Annotated in this window: 13 protein-coding genes; 10 read left to right on the top strand and 3 right to left on the bottom strand. The window is 68.9% G+C overall.

Going from position 1 to position 16516, the window contains the following annotated elements; genetic code table 11:
- Position 1 precedes the first annotated feature (1 nt).
- The 3 genes from J2739_RS09560 to J2739_RS09550 are packed head-to-tail and all read left to right on the top strand — an operon-like array spanning position 2 to position 2464.
- Complete coding sequence (locus tag J2739_RS09560) at positions 2 to 721, top strand: 4'-phosphopantetheinyl transferase family protein (RefSeq protein WP_309900865.1); 720 nt, start codon at positions 2 to 4, stop codon at positions 719 to 721.
- A complete protein-coding gene (locus J2739_RS09555) occupies positions 718 to 1524 on the top strand; it encodes an alpha/beta hydrolase family protein (RefSeq protein WP_309900862.1) in 807 nt (268 codons plus the stop codon). Before J2739_RS09560 ends, J2739_RS09555 begins: the two co-directional genes overlap by 4 nt.
- Entirely contained in the window at positions 1517 to 2464 is a 948-nt protein-coding gene (locus J2739_RS09550) for an alpha/beta fold hydrolase (protein WP_309900860.1), read from the top strand. The genes J2739_RS09555 and J2739_RS09550 overlap by 8 nt, the downstream gene beginning before the upstream one ends.
- A 23-nt stretch (positions 2465 to 2487) precedes the next feature.
- On the opposite strand, the gene J2739_RS09545 is transcribed toward J2739_RS09550, so the two are convergent.
- The gene (locus J2739_RS09545; RefSeq protein ID WP_309900858.1) at positions 2488 to 3381 is read right to left on the bottom strand and encodes a LysR family transcriptional regulator; all 894 of its coding nucleotides are present in this window, start codon (positions 3379 to 3381) and stop codon (positions 2488 to 2490) included.
- A 98-nt stretch (positions 3382 to 3479) separates the two neighbouring features.
- Here J2739_RS09545 and J2739_RS09540 point away from each other — a divergent pair, with 98 nt between their 5' ends.
- A complete protein-coding gene (locus J2739_RS09540; RefSeq protein WP_309900856.1) occupies positions 3480 to 3923 on the top strand; it encodes a VOC family protein in 444 nt (147 codons plus the stop codon).
- Between the two features lie 9 nt (positions 3924 to 3932).
- On the opposite strand, the gene J2739_RS09535 is transcribed toward J2739_RS09540, so the two are convergent.
- Complete coding sequence (locus J2739_RS09535; protein ID WP_309900854.1) at positions 3933 to 7085, bottom strand: efflux RND transporter permease subunit; 3153 nt, start codon at positions 7083 to 7085, stop codon at positions 3933 to 3935.
- A complete protein-coding gene (locus J2739_RS09530) occupies positions 7082 to 8341 on the bottom strand; it encodes an efflux RND transporter periplasmic adaptor subunit (protein ID WP_309900852.1) in 1260 nt (419 codons plus the stop codon). Before J2739_RS09530 ends, J2739_RS09535 begins: the two co-directional genes overlap by 4 nt.
- A gap of 210 nt (positions 8342 to 8551) precedes the next feature.
- Between J2739_RS09530 and J2739_RS09525 the strand changes: the two genes are divergently transcribed.
- From J2739_RS09525 to mdoH, 6 genes are all read left to right on the top strand, one after another.
- Positions 8552 to 9025 carry a hypothetical protein gene (locus J2739_RS09525; protein ID WP_309900850.1) on the top strand — a complete coding sequence of 158 codons (474 nt, stop codon included), beginning with the start codon at positions 8552 to 8554 and terminating at the stop codon, positions 9023 to 9025.
- Between the two features lie 131 nt (positions 9026 to 9156).
- Positions 9157 to 10524, top strand: a complete 1368-nt coding sequence (miaB, locus tag J2739_RS09520; protein ID WP_309900848.1) for a tRNA (N6-isopentenyl adenosine(37)-C2)-methylthiotransferase MiaB — start codon at positions 9157 to 9159, stop codon at positions 10522 to 10524.
- Positions 10524 to 11951: a sensor histidine kinase gene (locus tag J2739_RS09515; protein ID WP_309900846.1), complete on the top strand. Its 1428-nt coding sequence runs from the start codon at positions 10524 to 10526 to the stop codon at positions 11949 to 11951. Before miaB ends, J2739_RS09515 begins: the two co-directional genes overlap by 1 nt.
- 72 nt (positions 11952 to 12023) lie before the next feature.
- Positions 12024 to 12647, top strand: a complete 624-nt coding sequence (locus J2739_RS09510) for a hypothetical protein (RefSeq protein ID WP_309900844.1) — start codon at positions 12024 to 12026, stop codon at positions 12645 to 12647.
- The gene (locus tag J2739_RS09505; protein ID WP_309900842.1) at positions 12644 to 14068 is read left to right on the top strand and encodes a sigma 54-interacting transcriptional regulator; all 1425 of its coding nucleotides are present in this window, start codon (positions 12644 to 12646) and stop codon (positions 14066 to 14068) included. The genes J2739_RS09510 and J2739_RS09505 overlap by 4 nt, the downstream gene beginning before the upstream one ends.
- A gap of 392 nt (positions 14069 to 14460) precedes the next feature.
- Entirely contained in the window at positions 14461 to 16452 is a 1992-nt protein-coding gene (mdoH, locus tag J2739_RS09500; RefSeq protein ID WP_309900841.1) for a glucans biosynthesis glucosyltransferase MdoH, read from the top strand.
- Positions 16453 to 16516 lie beyond the last annotated feature (64 nt).

The following is a 16516-nucleotide window of genomic DNA, read 5'->3' as shown; positions in this document are numbered from 1 at the left end:
CATGACGACCGTGCAGCTCCCCGCCTCGACGCACTGCTGCCGCCTGTGGCAGGTGGACCTGGACGCCACGCCGGCACCGCAGGCCGTGGCGTGTCTCTCGGAAGCGGAATGGGAGCGCGCACGGCGCTTCGTCTTCAAGCGCGATCGCAACCGCTTCATCGCCGCGCATGCTGCCTTGCGCGAGACGCTCTCCACCCAATGCGGCATCCCGGCCTCGATGCTGGAGTTCGCGCTGGGCCCCTTCGGCAAGCCCAGGCTCGTCGAGCACGATGGCCTGCACTTCAACCTCAGCCACAGCCAGTCGCTCGCCTTGATCGCCGTCTGCGATGACGGCGAGGTGGGCGCGGACGTCGAGCTGCTGCGCCCGATGCCGGACGCCGAGGCCCTGGCCGAGACCTACTTCACCCCGGCCGAGCGGCGCGCGCTGGCCGCACTCGCTCCCGAGGCACGCGACCGCGCCTTCCTCTGCTGTTGGACGCGCAAGGAGGCCTGCCTCAAGGCCACCGGCATCGGCCTGTCGGTGGACACGCGCGGCTTCGAGGTGGGCGTCTCGCCCGACGCGCGTGAAGTAGCGATCGATACAGCGGACGGCCGCGCTCGCCTGGCGCTGTCTTCCTTCCACGATGTCCAGGGAGCGCTGTGCGCCGTGGCCCGCGTGCTGGCGCGCGAGCCGGCCGCGGCAGCGTGCCGGCCCCTGGCCCCCCAAGAGATCTGCGCATGACCCCGATGCTCTTCGGCCCGGCCTCCAGGCAGCTGTTCGGGCTGTTCCACGCACCCGAGCGCCAAGGCAAGCTCGCGGTTCTGATCTGCATGCCCTTCGGCCAGGAGGCCGTGCGCGGCCACCGGCTGTTTCGCGTGCTGTCCGACCGGCTCGCGCGGGCCGGCGTGGCGGTGCTTCGCTTCGACTACCACGGCAGCGGCGACTCGCCCGGCGAAGACACCGACGGCGACCTCGAAGGCTGGCGGCGCGACGTCTGCACCGCGCACGAAGAGCTGCGGCGGCGCACCGGCGCCCGGCGCATCATCTGGCTCGGTGCGCGCCTGGGTGCGGCGCTGGCCGTGATGGCGGCCAAGAGCGGCCGCTGCGATCCGGCGCGGCTGATCCTGTGGGACCCGATCGTGGACGGCGCGCGCTACCTCGAGACGCTGCGCGCCGGCCATGTCGATGCGCTGGAGCGTTCTTTCTGCGTGCCCGACCCGGCCTGGCGCCGCCAGCTGGCCCGGGACCCTGACGCATTCACCGGGGAGATCTTCGGATTCGGCGTGTCGCCGCTGATGCGGGATCAATTGCGCGCGCTGGCGCCGGCCAGCCTGCAGCTCACGGCGCTGCACGAGACGGTGGTCCTGGCCGATGCTGAGGACCAGGCTGCTCATCAGTGGGCGGCTCAGGAGGCCGCGCGCAACATGCCGGTGCGGGCTTCGGCGTTCGAGCATCCCCTGATATGGACGTCCGACCCCCACCCTAATAATGCGATGGTTCCCACGGAGGCGCTGCAGCGATTGCTGGCGGTCATACATGAGTGACTACAAAGAGACACCCGTCCAGTTCGGGCCCGACGGTTCGCTGATCGGCATCATCACCACGCCAGCCGAGGGGCCGCTGGCGCCGGTGGCGTGCCTGATGCTCAACATGGGCGCCAACCACCGCATCGGACCCCGGCGCATCAACGTCAAGCTGGCGCGCGAGATGGCGGGCCGCGGCATCAGCTGCATCCGCATGGACCTCGCCGGCCTGGGCGACAGCGGGCCGGCGAGCGGCGCCGAACACTTCCTCACGCAGGCCGTGCTGGACCTGCAGGCGGCCATGAACCTGATCCAGACCATGCTGGGCGTGCGCCGCTTCATCGTGATCGGCCTGTGCTCCGGCGCCACCAATGGCTTGTCGCTGGCCGTGGCCGACCCCCGCGTGGTGGGCCTCCTGATGTTCGACGGCTATGCCTTCCCCGGCCGGCGCGTGCAGCTGGAGCGCCAGATCCGCCGCGCGCTCGCCGCGCCGACCAACCCGGCGGTGATCGGCAAGACGGCGCGCTGGCTGCAGCGCAAGTTCTCCGCCAAGGCCGCCGCCGCCGCCGCGCCGCACATCTTCGAGTCCGACCCGCCGGAAGTCACGGCCGCGGTGTTCCGCCGCTCGATGACGCAGGTCGCGGAGCGCAATGTCGCGGTCCTGCTGTTCTACACCGGCACCATGCACGTGGTCGACCGCGGCCGCGACCAGCTCGGCCCCTTCGCCAGCGAGCCCTTCACGCAGCGTTTCGAGTACCGTTTCATCGGCGACATCGACCACAGCCTCACCTCGATGGAATCGCAGCGAACCTTCATGGAGGTGGTGTGCGACTGGGCGCTGCGGGTGGTGCAGGGCACGGCGGTGGCTTCTTCGCCGCATGCTGCGCCGGCAGCACGCACCAGCGGGCAGTTCGCCAGTAGCAGACAGGCGGTGGCGTTGCAGCGGGATCCGGTGATCTGAGCTGTCGTGGACGACGGACCCGTTCACACCGCGCCCGTGGTCTTTCCCAGGCTTTCATAGGCGGCGCGGATCTGCCGCGCCAGCAGCCCCGCGGGCCCGGCGGGCGAGCGGCTGCCGCGATGCACCAGCCCGATGTCGCGGTGGAAGGTGTGGCGGCCCAGGTCGATGGCGCGCACCGCGGCGGGCCAGCGCCGGTGGGTCGCGGTCTGCGGCACCAGTGCGACGCCCAGACCCTTGGCGACCAGGCTCACGATCGCGTCCAGTTCGTCGAGCTCGCAGACATCCCGCACGACCAGGTGCGTGGCGCGCAGGAAGCGGTCCACCTGCCGCCCGCCGAACGAGGCGCGGTCGTAGCGCACGAAGGGATGGCTGGACAGCAGTTCGACCCAGTCGCTGCCCGGCAATTGCCGCGGCACCAGCAGGCGGAAGGGCTCGTGCGCCAGCGTGGTCCAGCGCAGGTCGCTCTGCAGCGCGAAGGGCGGGCGGATGATGACGGCCATCTCGAGCTCGCCGGCGTCCACGCGGTTGAGCAGCTCCATGGAGACGCCGGGCATCACGCGCGTGCGGCAGCCCGGCGATTGCCGATGGAAGCTGGCCAGCGCCTCGGCCAGGAGCACCCGCTGGGCGGATGCGATCGCGCCGATATCGAGCGGCATCGCGGCGCCCGAGGCCGCGTGCCGCGAGCCCAGTTCGCCATAGAGCCGGATCAGCTCCGTGGCACGGGCCAGTGTCTCCTGCCCGGCCGCGTTCAAACGAGCCGCACGGGCGCTGCGGTCGAACAGGGAAAAGCCGAGCTCGGTCTCCAGCCGCTGCATCTGCGCGCTGACCGCCGCCTGCGTCAGCCCGATCTTCTGGCCGGCCGCGGCGAAGGTGCCTTCGCGGGCGACGGCGACGAGCGTTCTGAGCTCGCGGATCATTCACAAATTCTGTTGATGCTCATGGCAAAAATATATTGATTTTTCTTTCTCTCATCCAGGCCTAGGATCGCGCCTCCTCATTCCGGACCGGCCTTGCGATGATCTTCCCCACCACCAACCCCGCCCTGCTGTCCCCCTTCCACCTGGCCTTCCCGGTGCACGACCTGACGCAGGCCCGCCGGTTCTACGGCGAGCTGCTGGGCTGCCCCGAGGGCCGCAGCGCCGACGACTGGGTGGACTTCAACTTCTACGGGCACCAGATCGTGGCGCATCTCGCGCCCGGCGAAACCGGCGCGACGCAGCGCAACGCGGTCGACGGCCACGGCGTGCCGGTGCGGCACTTCGGCATCGTGCTGCCGATGGCCGACTGGGAGGCCATGGCGGCGCGCCTGAAGGCGCACGGGGTGGCATTCGTGATCGAGCCCTACATCCGCTTCAAGGGCGAGCCCGGCGAGCAGGCGACGATGTTCTTCCTCGATCCCTCCGGCAACGCCCTGGAGCTCAAGGCCTTCGCCGATATCGGCCGGCTGTTCGCGAAGTAGGCGCGGGGGTCAGCCGGCCGTGCCCGGCACCGCGTGCGTGATCTTCTCGTCCGGCAGTTCCTGCATCGGCCCGGTGCCGCTGTAGCGGTCCAGCGCGAGGTAGATGGCCGGCGTGATGTAGAGCGTGATCACCTGCGAGAAGAGCAGGCCGCCCACCACCGCGACGCCCAGCGGCTGGCGCAGCTCGGCGCCGGCACCCAGGCCCAGCGCGAGCGGCAGCGCGCCCATCAATGCGGCCAGCGTGGTCATCAGGATCGGGCGGAAGCGCAGGCGGCAGGCCTCGCGGATCGCGTCCACGGGCTGCAGGCCCTGCGTGCGCTGGGCGTCCAGCGCGAAGTCGATCATCATGATCGCGTTCTTCTTGACGATGCCGATCAGCAGCAGGATGCCGATGGTCGCGATGAGCGTCAGGTCGAAGCCGAAGAGCTTGAGCGACAGCAGAGCGCCCACCGCCGCCGAGGGCAGGCCGGCGAGGATGGTGAGCGGGTGGATGTAGCTTTCGTAGAGCACGCCGAGCAGCACGTAGATCACCAGCACCGCCAGGATCAGCAGCACCGCCTGGCTGCCCTGCGAGCTCTGGAACACCGCCGCGTCGCCGCCATAGCTGGTGATGATCGAGGGCGGGATCTTGAGCTCGGCCTTGAAACGGTCGATCTTCGCGGTCGCGTTGCCCAGTGGCACATCGGGCGCCAGGTTGAAGGAGACCGTCACCGCCTGCAGCTGCCCCTGGTGGTTGACCGAGGTCGGGCCCACCGTGCGCTTGACGGTCGAGAAGGCCGACAGCGGCACCAGCTGGCCGGCCTTGTTGCGCACGGACAGGCGCGACATGTCCTCCTCGAACTGGCGGTCGTTGTCGGCCGCCGAGAGGATCACCTGGTAGGTGTTGCTGGGCGCGTAGATGCTGCCGATCTGGCGGTCGCCGTAGGCGTTGTAGAGCGCGGTGCGCAAGTCGCCGACCGCGACGCCGAGCACGCCGGCCTTGTCGCGGTCGATCTCCAGCGTGGCCTGCAAGCCGCGGTTCTGCGAGTCGCTGGTGACGTCGCGGAAGTCCGCGTCGGCGCGCATGCGCTCCATGAGCTTCTCGGCCCACTCCGTGGTGGCGCCGGCGTTCACGCTCTGCAACGTGTACTGGAAGCGCGCCTTGCTCTGGCGGCCGCCCAGGCGAAGGTTCTGCACGGGCTGCATGTAGACGGCGATGCCGGGGATTTCGCGGAAGCGCTTGCGCAGCTGCTCCAGCACCTGCGGCATCGGCGGGCGCTCGGCGCGCGGCTTGAGCACTGCGAACAGGCGGCCGGCGTTCTGCGTGGCGGTGGGGCCGCCGACGCCGATGAAGGAGTTCACGTAGGCCACGCTCGGGTCGGCCTGCAGCGCATCGGAGACGCGGTTCTGCAGGGCGTTCATCGCGGGGAAGGAAATGTCCTCGGCGGCCTCGGTCGTGATCTGGATCTGCCCGATGTCCTCCTCGGGGAAAAAGCCCTTCGGGATGGTGATGAACATCCAGGCCGTGAGCGCGAAGGTCGCGGCCGCGACCAGCAGCATCGTGTGGCGATGGTGCAGCGTCCAGTCGAGCGTGCGCATGTAGCCGCCGTGCACCCAGCGGTAGCCGCGCTCGAAGCCGCGGCCGATCGCGGTGCCGGGCTCGGGGTGGCCGTCCTCGTGGTCGTCGGCGCCGTCGGCGCGCGGCGTGTGCCGCACCAGGCGGCTGGCGAGCATCGGCACCAGGGTGAGCGACACGACCGCCGACACCAGCACCGCCAGGCCCACCACCACCGCGAACTCGTGGAACAGCAGGCCGATCACGCCGGGCATGAAGAAGATCGGGATGAACACCGCCACCAGCGAGATCGAGATCGAGATGATGGTGAAGCCCACCTCGCGCGCCCCACGCAGCGCGGCGGCCATCGGCTCCATGCCCTTTTCGACGTAGCGCATGATGTTTTCGAGCACCACGATGGCGTCGTCGACCACCAGGCCCACGGCCAACGTGATGCCCAGCAGCGAGACGTTGTCGAGGCTGTAGCCGAAGGCGTAGAGCAGCGCCACGGCGCCGATCAGCGAGATCGGGATGGTGGCCGCTGGGATCAGCGTGGCCACCACGCGGTGCAGGAACAGGAAGATCACCAGCACCACCAGCAGCACCGTGCCCAGCAGCGTGAGCTGCACGTCGTGGACCGCCTCGCGGATCGAGATTGAGCGGTCGTTCACCATGTTGATCTCGACCGACTGGGGCAGCTCGTCGCGGAAGCGCGGCATCAGCGCGCGCACCGCGTCCACCACCTGCACCGTGTTGGCGTTGGGCTGGCGCAGCACGGCCAGCGAGATCGAGCTCTGGCCGTTGAAGCTGCTGGCGGTCTTGACCGACTCGAAGCTGTCCTCGATGGTGGCCACTTCGTCGAGGCGCACCGGGGCGCCGTTGCGCTGGCCGACGATCACCTTGGCGAAGTCGGCCGCCTTGAGCATCTGCTCGTTGGCCTGGATGGTGAGCGTCTGGCGCGGGCCGTCGAGCACGCCCACCGGCGTGTTGGCATTGGCCAGGCGCACCGCATTGGCCAGCTCGTCGAGGGTGATGTTGCGGGCGTTGAGGAGATCGGCGTCGGCCTTCACGCGCACCGCGAAGGCCTTGCGGCCGTAGACCGCCACCTGGGCCACGCCATCGATGGTGGAGAGCGTCGGGGAGATCAGGTTCTCGGCGTAGTCGTTGAGCTCCGCCGGCGTCATCGAGGGCGAGACCAGCGAGATGAACAGCACCGGCGCATCGGCCGGGTTGACCTTGCGGTACGAAGGCATCTGCGTCAGCTCGACCGGCAGCTGGCGCTGCGCGCGCAGCAGCGCCGCCTGCACGTCGACCGCGGCGGCGTCGATGTCGCGGCTGCTGACGAATTCGAGCGTGATCGAGCTCACGCCCTGGGTGTTGACCGAGCTGATGGTCTGCAGCCCGGGAATGGTGGAGAACTGCTTCTCCAGCGGCAGCGCGACCGAGGAGGCCATGGTGTCCGGGCTGGCGCCCGGCAGCTGCGCATTGACGTTGATGACCGGCGTGTTGTAGCTCGGCAAGGCCGCGACCGGAATCTGGAAGTACGCGAAGATGCCGGCCACCACCGCGGCGGCAGAGAGCAGCACCGTCATCGCGGGACGACGGATGCAGAGCTCGGAAATGTTCATGTGCGCTCCCGCTCCGCGATCACGCTGGCGGTGCCGGGCGTGGCGGAGGCGGCGCTGCCCGGCGTTGTTTCGGGCGCATTGCCGTTGGAGCGCTGAGGCTGGGCGGCACTGTCGAGCCGCACCTTGCCGCCCGGGCGCACGTTCTGCTTACCTTCGATGACGACCTGCTCGCCGGGCTCGACGCCGCGCACCGCGACCTGCGTCCCGAAGGTGTGCAGCGCCTGGACCTTGCGACGCGCCGCGGTTTGGTCGGCGCCGACCACGTAGACCGAGCTGCCCTCGGCCAGCATCATGATGGCGGCCGCGGGAATCACGGTGGCGCCCTCGAGCGTGCGCACGGTCACGCGGGTCTCGACGAACTGGCCGGGCCACAGAGCCTGGTCCGCGTTGTCGAACACGGCCTTGGCGCGCACGGTGCCGATCAGCGGATCGACGGTGTTGTCGACGAAATTCAGCGTGCCCTTCAACGGCGCCTTGCGCCCGGCTACCAGCGCCTCGACCGGCGTGTGCGAGCGCGCCGCGGCCAGCAGGTCCTGCAGCTTGCCTTCGGGCACGGGGAAGCTCACCGCGATCGGATCGAGCTGGGTGATGGTCACCAGCGTCAGGCTGGGCTGGACCAGGGTGCCGGGGTAGATGTTGACGGCGCCGATGCGGCCGGCGATCGGCGCGCGCAGGGTCGCGTAGCCCAAGGCGACCTGCGCCGACTGCACCGCGGCCTTGTCGGCCGCCACCGCCGCGCGCTGAGCTTCGAGCTGCGACAGCGTGGCATCGGCGGCCGCCTTGGCGATGAAGTTCTGCGCCACCAGCTCCTGGCTGCGCCGGTACTGGCGCTCCAGGTCTGCCATCGTGGCTTCGTCCTTCTGCTGCTGGGCGCGGGCCTTGGCGAGATTGGCCTGGTCGGGGCGGTCGTCGAGCGTGAAGAGCAGCTGTCCTTCCTTGACGAACTGCCCCTCCTTCACATGAACCTCGCGCACCGTGTTCGTCACCTGCGGGCGCAGTTCGACGCTGTTGAGCGAGACGACGTTGCCGTTGACCTGGACCGTGATCGGGACGTCCTGCTTCTGCGCCGCTGCCAGGGTGACCAGGGCCCGTGCGCCGGCACCCGGCTTCGCACCCGCGCCCGGCGCGGCGGTGCTGCCCGCCGCCGGTGTGCCCGATTGCGCCATGCCTTGGGGCCTGTTCCCGGCCCAGCGCCACGCGGCGGCTGCGGTCAGGATCAGCACACCCGCGAGGGCAAGGACGAGTTTCTTGTTCATGAGCGCTTTTGGATTGGGTAGAAGCCAGCCACGGTTCTTCGAGGCGCACTTTTGCCTGACAACAGCTATTGGAGCAGGGGTCGTGGACTGCCGTCCATCGGTGCCGTAAAGATAAGTAAAGCAGATATGAAGCACCGCACGGTAGGCGCCGCCTTCTCCGGCTCGTGCAGGAGGCGGCCGCTAGAATCGCCGCTGCCTCACAGCCTCTGGATGAACACCATGAACCGCTGCAACACCCCCTGGTCCGCTCTCGTTTTGGTAGCACTTTGCGCCGTTCTGGCGCCGGCTGCCGCCCAGGAGCCGGTCCAGACCCAGAACGAGGCCGCGCTCGGCGGCCGCAACTTCCCCATCGGCACGCTGCGCGGCCGCTTCATGGTCGTGAATGCGCCCGAAATTCAGCTCGATGGGCAGGCCGAACGGCTCTCGCCGGGCGCCCGCATCCGCAGCGCGCAGCAGATGCTGGTGATGCCGGCGGCCCTCACCGGCCAGAACCTGCTGGTGAACTACAAGCGCGACGCCGCCGGGATGGTGAGCGAGGTCTGGGTCCTGACGCCCGAGGAAGCCCAGGCCAAGCGCGAGACCGCCGAGAGGCCGCTCCTGAATTTCTGGCCCTTCGTGGCGGACACCGGGCCGCGGGACGACGGCAAGACACCGTTCGACCAGTTGCCGAGGTACGGCCAGTAGCGGTCGAATTCGGATACCGGGCGCGCCGGTCGCGAAAGGCATCCGTCGACTTTTCTTGTTTTCTTGCGTCCTTCGCGGATCCTTTGCGTCCGGGCGTCCGCTTTTCGACGGCACCTCCACGGAGCCTCCCCATGACCCCCAAAGTTTTCATCAAGACCTTCGGCTGCCAGATGAACGAGTACGACTCGGACAAGATGGCCGACGTGCTGCGCGCCGCCGAGGGCTACGAGCCGACCACCGACGTGGAAGAGGCCGACCTGATCCTCTTCAACACTTGTTCGGTGCGCGAGAAGGCGCAGGAGAAGGTGTTCTCCGACCTCGGCCGCGTCAAGCACCTCAAGGCGCGCGGTGTGAAGATCGGCGTCGGGGGCTGCGTGGCCAGCCAGGAAGGCGCGGCGATCATCGCGCGCGCGCCGTACGTCGACGTGGTCTTCGGCCCCCAGACCCTGCACCGTCTTCCCGAGCTGCTGCACGAGCGCGAGCGCGCGGGCCGGCCACAGGTCGACATCAGCTTCCCGGAGATCGAGAAGTTCGACAAGCTCCCACCGGCACGGGTGGAGGGCGCGACCGCCTTCGTTTCGATCATGGAAGGCTGCTCCAAGTACTGCAGCTACTGCGTGGTGCCGTACACCCGCGGCGAGGAGGTGAACCGGCCGCTGGACGACGTGCTCGTCGAGATCGCCGGGCTGGCCGACCAGGGCGTGCGCGAGGTCACGCTGCTGGGTCAGAACGTCAATGCCTACCGCGGCCGCATGGGCGACACGGCCGAGATCGCCGATTTCGCGCTGCTCATCGAGTACGTCGCCGAGATCCCCGGCATCGAGCGCATCCGCTACACCACCAGCCATCCCAACGAGTTCACGCCGCGGCTGATCGAGGCCTACGCCCGCGTGCCCAAGCTGGTGAGCCACCTGCACCTGCCGGTGCAGCACGGCAGCGACCGCATCCTGATGGCGATGAAGCGCGGCTACACGGCGATGGAATACAAGAGCACGGTGCGCAAGCTGCGCGCCATACGGCCGGAGCTCTCGCTGAGCAGCGACTTCATCGTCGGCTTCCCGGGGGAAACCCAGGCCGACTTCGAAAAGATGATGAAGCTCATCGACGAGCTGGAATTCGACAACAGCTTCAGCTTCATCTTCAGCCCGCGTCCGGGCACGCCAGCCGCGCAGTTGCACGATGACACCCCGCACGCGGTCAAGCTGGCGCGGCTGCAGCAGCTGCAGGCGGCGATCGACGGCAACGTGAAGCGCTTCGGCCAGGCGCTCGTGGGCACCGCCCGGCGTGTGCTGGTCGAAGGCCGCTCGCGCAAGGATGCGAGCGAGCTGATGGGCCGCACCGAGTGCAATCGCGTGGTCAACTTCGAAGGCGACCCGCGGCTGGTCGGGCAGATGATCGAGGTGAACATCACCCGCTCGATGGCCTACACGCTGCGCGGCGAGGTCCCCACGGCGGAATCGACCGCGTCATCGGCAGTTCTTGCCGCGCCGGCCGCCTGATGGCGAGCCTGAAATCGGCGCGCGGCTCGTTTCAGCAACTGCTGCTGTTCGCGTTCCTGCTGATCACCGCGCTGCTGGTGGGCGTGGCGCTGCGCTCGGTGTTCCAGTACGACGTGCTGATGACCCAGAGCCGCAATGCCGCAGGCCGCGCGCTGACGCTCTCGGGCGCGGCGCAGTCTTTGGCCGAGCGCAGCGCCGCCATGGAACGCGCCGGGCGCCAGTCGCTGGTGCTCAACGACGCAGTGCTGCGCCGACGCTTCGACGATGCGGCGCGCGACGCCCATCACGCGCTCGACCGCCTGGGCGCGAATGGCTTGCCCTCCACCGGTCTCGACCTGTGGCGGGCCCAGCTCGCCGTGATCGAGGGACTCATGAGCGGCGCGCCCGAAACCGCGCTCGCACGCGAGAGCTCGATGGCGATGCAGTTCCGCGACCTCGACGCACTCAACACCAACATCGCGCAGCAGGCGCAGATCCTGATCGAGGCGCAGAACAATGCGCTGGCGCAGCGCATCGAGAACGCGCGCCGGCGGCTGATGCGCGAAGTGCTGGCCGCGAGCACGCTGGCCGTTGCGCTGGCGCTGGCGTTCGGCGTCTGGCTGGCACGGCCTTTCAAGCGGCTGCAACGCGCCATCGTAGGACTGGGCGAGAACCGGCTTGACGAACCGATCGACATCGGCGGTCCAACCGACGTGCGCCGCATTTCGCAGCAACTTGAATGGCTGCGGCTGCGGCTGACCGAGCTGGACGCCGACAAGGCGCGCTTCCTTCGCCATGTCTCGCACGAGCTCAAGACCCCGCTGGCCGCGCTGCGAGAAGGCGTCTCGCTGCTGGAGGATGGCGTGACCGGTGCCCTCAATCCGGCGCAGCGCGAGGTGGCGCAGATCCTGCAGCAGAACACGGTCGCGCTGCAAGGCCAGATCGAGGCGCTGCTGCGCTTCAACGCGGCGGCCTTCGAGGCGCGAGAGCTGCGCCGCCAGCGCACGCCGCTGCTGCCGCTGATCGAGGAGCAGATCGAGAGCCAACGCCTGCAATGGCAGGCCAACGGCCTGACGGTACGGGCCGAGGGCGAGCCGCTCACCCTGGTGGTGGACCCGGTGAAGCTGGGCACCGCGCTGGCCAACCTGCTGTCCAACGCGATCCGCTATTCGGCACGCGGCGGGGCCATCGCGATCACCGTGTCGAGCACGCCCGACCTCGCCTGCATCGAGATCCAGGACGCCGGGCCCGGCATCGCCGAGAGCGACCGCGACCGCATCTTCGAGCCTTTCTACCGTGGTGAGCGCCAACCCCAGCATACGGTCAAGGGCACCGGCATCGGGCTGTCCATCGTGCAGGAGTACATTGCAGCCCATGGCGGTCGCATCACGCTGCTGCCCGAGGGGCCGGGCGCGCGCTTTCGCATCGAGCTGCCGCGCTCCGCCTGACCATCGCCCGCTCCAAGCGTTTTCTCCCGACCCATGTTCTTCCCCTCGATCGCTCGCAGATCCGCATTCGCCATGACGGCCATCGTCATGCCGCTGCTGTTGGCTGCATGCGCCGCTCCGCCCAAGCCGCCGGCCGAAGCCGTGGCCGTGCAGACGCCCCCTCCACCTCCTCCCCCGCCGCCGGTGCAGCCTGTCGAGGCCGAGCCGATGGCGCCGGCGACGCAGCCGGCGTTGGTCTTCACGCAGCTCACCCAAGGCCCCGTGGCGGCCCTGCTCGGGTACGCCGACAAGGTCCGCCCGCTGGGCGGCAACGAACTCGCCAATGAAATTTCACGCCTGGGCGAGCCCGGCGAGCAGCCCCTGGTCCAGATGCAGCTGGCGCTGGTGCTGTCGCAGACCCGCTCGTCGGCCGACCTCGCGCGCGCGCTCGGCCTGTTGCAGCGCGTGATCGCCAACTCCTCGAACGACGCTCAGCCCCTGCATCCGCTGGCCCGGCTGCTGGCCGCGCGCTACCAGGAGCAGCGCCGCGTCGAGGACGAGCGCGACCGGCAGGCGCAGCAGCTGCGCGACAGCCAGCGCCGCATCGAACAGTTGAGCGACCGCATCGAGGCGCTGCGGGCCATCGAGCGCAGCTTCGCGCGTCCGAACAACCCGCCGCCGCCCGTCGCGCCGGCAGCCCCGAAGCCCGCGCCATGAACGCCACCCCCGACGCCGCGAAAGACCCGCCGGGCGCCCGCCTGCTGGTGGTGGACGACGATGCGGACATGCTGCGCCTGCTGTCGATGCGGCTCACGGGCGCGGGCTACCAGGTGACGGCCGTGACCTCGGCCGAATCGGCTCTCACGCAGCTCGAGATCGAGCACCCGCAGCTGGTGCTGAGCGACGTGCGGCTGCCCGGCCGCGATGGCCTGCAGCTCTTCGACGAGATCCGCAAGCGCCATCCCACGCTGCCGGTGATCCTGCTGACCGCGCACGGCACCATCCCCGACGCGGTCGAAGCCACCGCGCGAGGCGTCTTCACCTACCTCACCAAGCCCTACGACGCTCGCGAGCTGCTCGACAAGATCGCGCAGGCGCTGGCGCTGGGTTCGCCCGCGCCCAGCGGCGGCAAGGTGGGCGACGAGAGCTGGCGCGCGGAGATCGTCAGCCGCAGCAACCGCATGGCCGAGGTGCTGGCTGAGGCCCGGATGGTGGCCAAGTCGGACGCCAGCGTTCTGCTGCGCGGCGACAGCGGTGCCGGCAAGGAACTCCTGGCCCGCGCCATCCACCGCGCAAGTGCGCGCGCCGACAAGCCCTTCGTGGGGGTCAATTGCGGCGCCATTCCGGAGGCTCTGCTGGAGTCGGAGCTGTTCGGCCATGTGAAGGGCGCCTTCACCGACGCGGTCGCCAACCACAAGGGCCTTTTCCAGCAGGCCGACGGCGGCACCCTGCTGCTCGATGAAATCGGCGACATGCCGCCGGCTCTGCAGGTCAAGCTGCTGCGGGTGCTGCAGGAGCACGCGGTGCGCCCGGTGGGCTCGACGCAATCGATCGCCGTGGACGTTCGGATCATCTCCGCCACCCACCGCGACCTTGATGCCGCGATGGAGGCCGGGCAGTTCCGCGAGGACCTCTACTACCGGCTCAATGTGGTGACACTCCACCTGCCGCCCCTGTCGGCACGGCGCGAGGACATCCCGCTCCTGGCCAATCATTTCCTGCACCGGCTCTCGAGCAAGTACGGCAAACGGCTCTCGGGCTTCGCGCCGGAGGCACTGAAGGCGCTGACCACCGCACCCTGGCCGGGCAACGTCCGCCAGCTGTTCAACGTGGTCGAGCAGGTCTGTGCCCTGTCCAGCTCGCCGTTGATCCCCCTGGCCCTGGTGCAGCGGGCGCTGCGTTCGCCCAGCGTCGAGGTCCAGACCTATGCCGAGGCCAAGCAGCGCTTCGAGCGCGAATACCTGGTGGGCCTGCTCAAGCTGACGGACGGTAACGTGGCCGACGCGGCCCGCCTGGCGGACCGCAATCGCACCGAGTTCTACCGCCTGCTGCAGAAGCACGGGCTCACGCCGGGGCACTTCAAATCCGACGCCGCGTCGCCGGGCGGCGATCCTGTCGCCGAGGGGCGACGGCCCTAAGTTGTTGATTTCATTAGAGATTGACCTGCCGTTCACAAGGCTTGTCGGGCTCCGGCGACAAATTCAGTGGTTTTGGAGGTCTTTAGACCTCAAAGGCTGGCCCAAGCAGCGCGGGACCTCGCTAAGCGGTTGATCTGCAAAGGATTTTTCGCCCTGGCACGGGGTTTGCCCTTAGAAGGGCATGACAGCACTTACCAGCCCATCTTTCGCACTGCGTCCGCAGCGCGACGGCCTGCGTCAAAAGCAGTTTTCCCTCTCGCGGTCGCGTGCCGCGGGTCATCCGCCGGCCGGTCTCGCCAGCGCCGGCGGCGCGGCACCGGACTGCGTCTTCAAGCGTCTTCCGGCAATTGGCGACACGCCTTCCATCGAAAAGCAACGGTGGTGAGTCACGCATGAAGCCCAACGACTTCTCCCAGCTCAACGTTCTCACCGAAGCGGACTTCTCCCGCCGCAGCATCCTGCGTGAGGAACGCCATCCCAACTCCGTCACGGCGCCGCCCATCAACCGCGGCTCGATGACCCCCCGCCCCTGGCGCGGCTTCTGGAACAGCATCGGCACGGCGCTGCTCGTCAAGCTCGGCGCCGGCGGCAAGGCGACCCGGGCGTCGCGTACACCGCAGCCCACGCAGGCCTGGCAACGGGCCGCCCAGCAGCGGCGCATGGCTTTCATGGCGCTCACCGTATTCAGCACGGTCATCGCCTCCACGCTGTTCGCCCGCGTGCAGCCCGACTACGACAACCTCTGGCTCGAATATGGCCAGATCGCCCTCTACGGTCTGCTCTCGGGCTGGGTGGTGACCGGCTTCGTGACTGCGCTGATGGGTTTCTATGTGTCGGTGCGCGGCGACAAGCATGCGCTGTCGGCCAAACAGGTGGCCCACCATCCGATGAACCCTGAAGCGCGCACGGCGATCATCATGCCGATCTGCAACGAGGACGTGGCCACGGTGTTCGCCGGCCTGCGCGCCACCTGCGAATCGGTCGCGGCGACCGGCCATGCGAAGCAGTTCGACGTTTTCGTGCTGTCCGACAGCTACACGCCCGAGGTCGCCGCGGCCGAGCGCGCAGCGTGGGAAGACCTGCGTGCCGCGCTGGCCGACAGCCCGAACCAGCCGCAGGTCGAGGTCTACTACCGCCTGCGCAAGCGCCGCACCCACCGGAAGGCCGGCAACGTGGCCGACTTCTGCCGCCGCTGGGGCAAGGATTACCGCTACATGGTGGTGCTCGATGCCGACAGCGTGATGAGCGGCGACTGCCTGACCTCGATGGTCAAACTGATGGAAGCCAATCCGACGGCCGGCATCGTCCAGACCGCGACGCAGGCCATCGGCCACGTCACGCTGCACGCCCGCGCCCAGCAGTTCGCCTCGCGCGTGACAGGCCGCCTGTTCACGCTCGGCATGCAGTTCTGGCAGCTCGGCGAGTCGCACTACTGGGGCCACAACGCGATCATCCGCATCGAGCCCTTCATGCAGCACTGCGCTTTGGCGCCGATCAAGGGCACCGGCGGCATGTCGGGCGGCATCATGTCGCACGACTTCGTCGAGGCCGCGCTGATGCGCCGTGCCGGCTACCACGTGTGGCTGGTGGCCGACCTGGTGGGCAGCTACGAGCAGCAGCCGCCGGACCTGCTGGCCGAGCTGCAACGCGACCGCCGCTGGTGTCAGGGCAACCTGCAGAATGCCCGTCTGATGGCGGAGCCCGGCCTGCACCCGGTGCACCGGGCCATGTTCGCCACCGGCACCATGGCATACGCCTCGGCGCCGCTGTGGCTGGCTTTCCTGACGCTGGGCACGGCCCTGTGGCTCACCGGCTCGAGCGTGATGGCGCACTGGCTGGTGATGCCGATGGAACTCGCCGGCCTGTGGCTGTGGACGCTGTGCCTCCTGTTCCTGCCGCGCATCCTGGGCATCGCGGCCGTGGTGATGCGCCGCGAGCAGCGCCAGTACGGCGGCGTCGGCGGCCTGCTCAAGAGCGCCGCGCTGGAGAGCACCCTGGCGATCGTGCAGGCCCCTGTGCGCATGCTGGCCCACTCGCTGTTCGTGGTGGTGGCGCTGACCGGCATCAAGCTGGACTGGAAGTCGCCTCCGCGGGAAGCCGCTGCCGTGCCTTGGCGCATCGCCTTCACTCAGCTGGCGCCGATGACCTTGGTCATCGCCTTGCTGGCGGTAGGCATCGCGCTGATCGATGTTGGCGCGCTGGCCTGGCTGATGCCGGTGGGGCTGCCGCTGCTGCTGGCGATCCCGCTGACCGTGCTGACCAGCCAGATCTCGCTGGGCAACGCGATGCGCGATCGGGGCTTCCTCGTGATTCCGGAAGAGTCACGTTCGCCGGCAGTGCTGCGCAGGGCTTGGATGCACGCGGTGCGCCTCGCGCGGTCCTGACGGTTTGCCACCACGAAAAAGCCCGCTCGATGAGCGGGCTTTTTTCTTTTCCCGTCCCCTCCGG

Source organism: Variovorax soli, from assembly GCF_031454625.1.
Classification (GTDB): Bacteria; Pseudomonadota; Gammaproteobacteria; order Burkholderiales; family Burkholderiaceae_C; genus Variovorax; species Variovorax soli_A.
This window is presented reverse-complemented; position numbering and strand designations above follow the sequence as displayed.

Excerpts from the sequence above, each read along its gene's own strand:
- J2739_RS09535 (WP_309900854.1), bottom strand. The coding sequence starts at position 7,085 with ATGAACATTTCCGAGCTCTGCATCCGTCGTCCCGCGATGACGGTGCTG.
- J2739_RS09515 (WP_309900846.1), top strand. The coding sequence starts at position 10,524 with ATGGCGAGCCTGAAATCGGCGCGCGGCTCGTTTCAGCAACTGCTGCTG.
- J2739_RS09510 (WP_309900844.1), top strand. The coding sequence starts at position 12,024 with ATGACGGCCATCGTCATGCCGCTGCTGTTGGCTGCATGCGCCGCTCCG.
- J2739_RS09555 (WP_309900862.1), top strand. The coding sequence starts at position 718 with ATGACCCCGATGCTCTTCGGCCCGGCCTCCAGGCAGCTGTTCGGGCTG.
- mdoH (WP_309900841.1), top strand. The coding sequence starts at position 14,461 with ATGAAGCCCAACGACTTCTCCCAGCTCAACGTTCTCACCGAAGCGGAC.
- J2739_RS09560 (WP_309900865.1), top strand. The coding sequence starts at position 2 with ATGACGACCGTGCAGCTCCCCGCCTCGACGCACTGCTGCCGCCTGTGG.
- J2739_RS09505 (WP_309900842.1), top strand. The coding sequence starts at position 12,644 with ATGAACGCCACCCCCGACGCCGCGAAAGACCCGCCGGGCGCCCGCCTG.
- J2739_RS09525 (WP_309900850.1), top strand. The coding sequence starts at position 8,552 with ATGAACACCATGAACCGCTGCAACACCCCCTGGTCCGCTCTCGTTTTG.
- J2739_RS09545 (WP_309900858.1), bottom strand. The coding sequence starts at position 3,381 with ATGATCCGCGAGCTCAGAACGCTCGTCGCCGTCGCCCGCGAAGGCACC.
- J2739_RS09540 (WP_309900856.1), top strand. The coding sequence starts at position 3,480 with ATGATCTTCCCCACCACCAACCCCGCCCTGCTGTCCCCCTTCCACCTG.
- J2739_RS09550 (WP_309900860.1), top strand. The coding sequence starts at position 1,517 with ATGAGTGACTACAAAGAGACACCCGTCCAGTTCGGGCCCGACGGTTCG.
- J2739_RS09530 (WP_309900852.1), bottom strand. The coding sequence starts at position 8,341 with ATGAACAAGAAACTCGTCCTTGCCCTCGCGGGTGTGCTGATCCTGACC.
- miaB (WP_309900848.1), top strand. The coding sequence starts at position 9,157 with ATGACCCCCAAAGTTTTCATCAAGACCTTCGGCTGCCAGATGAACGAG.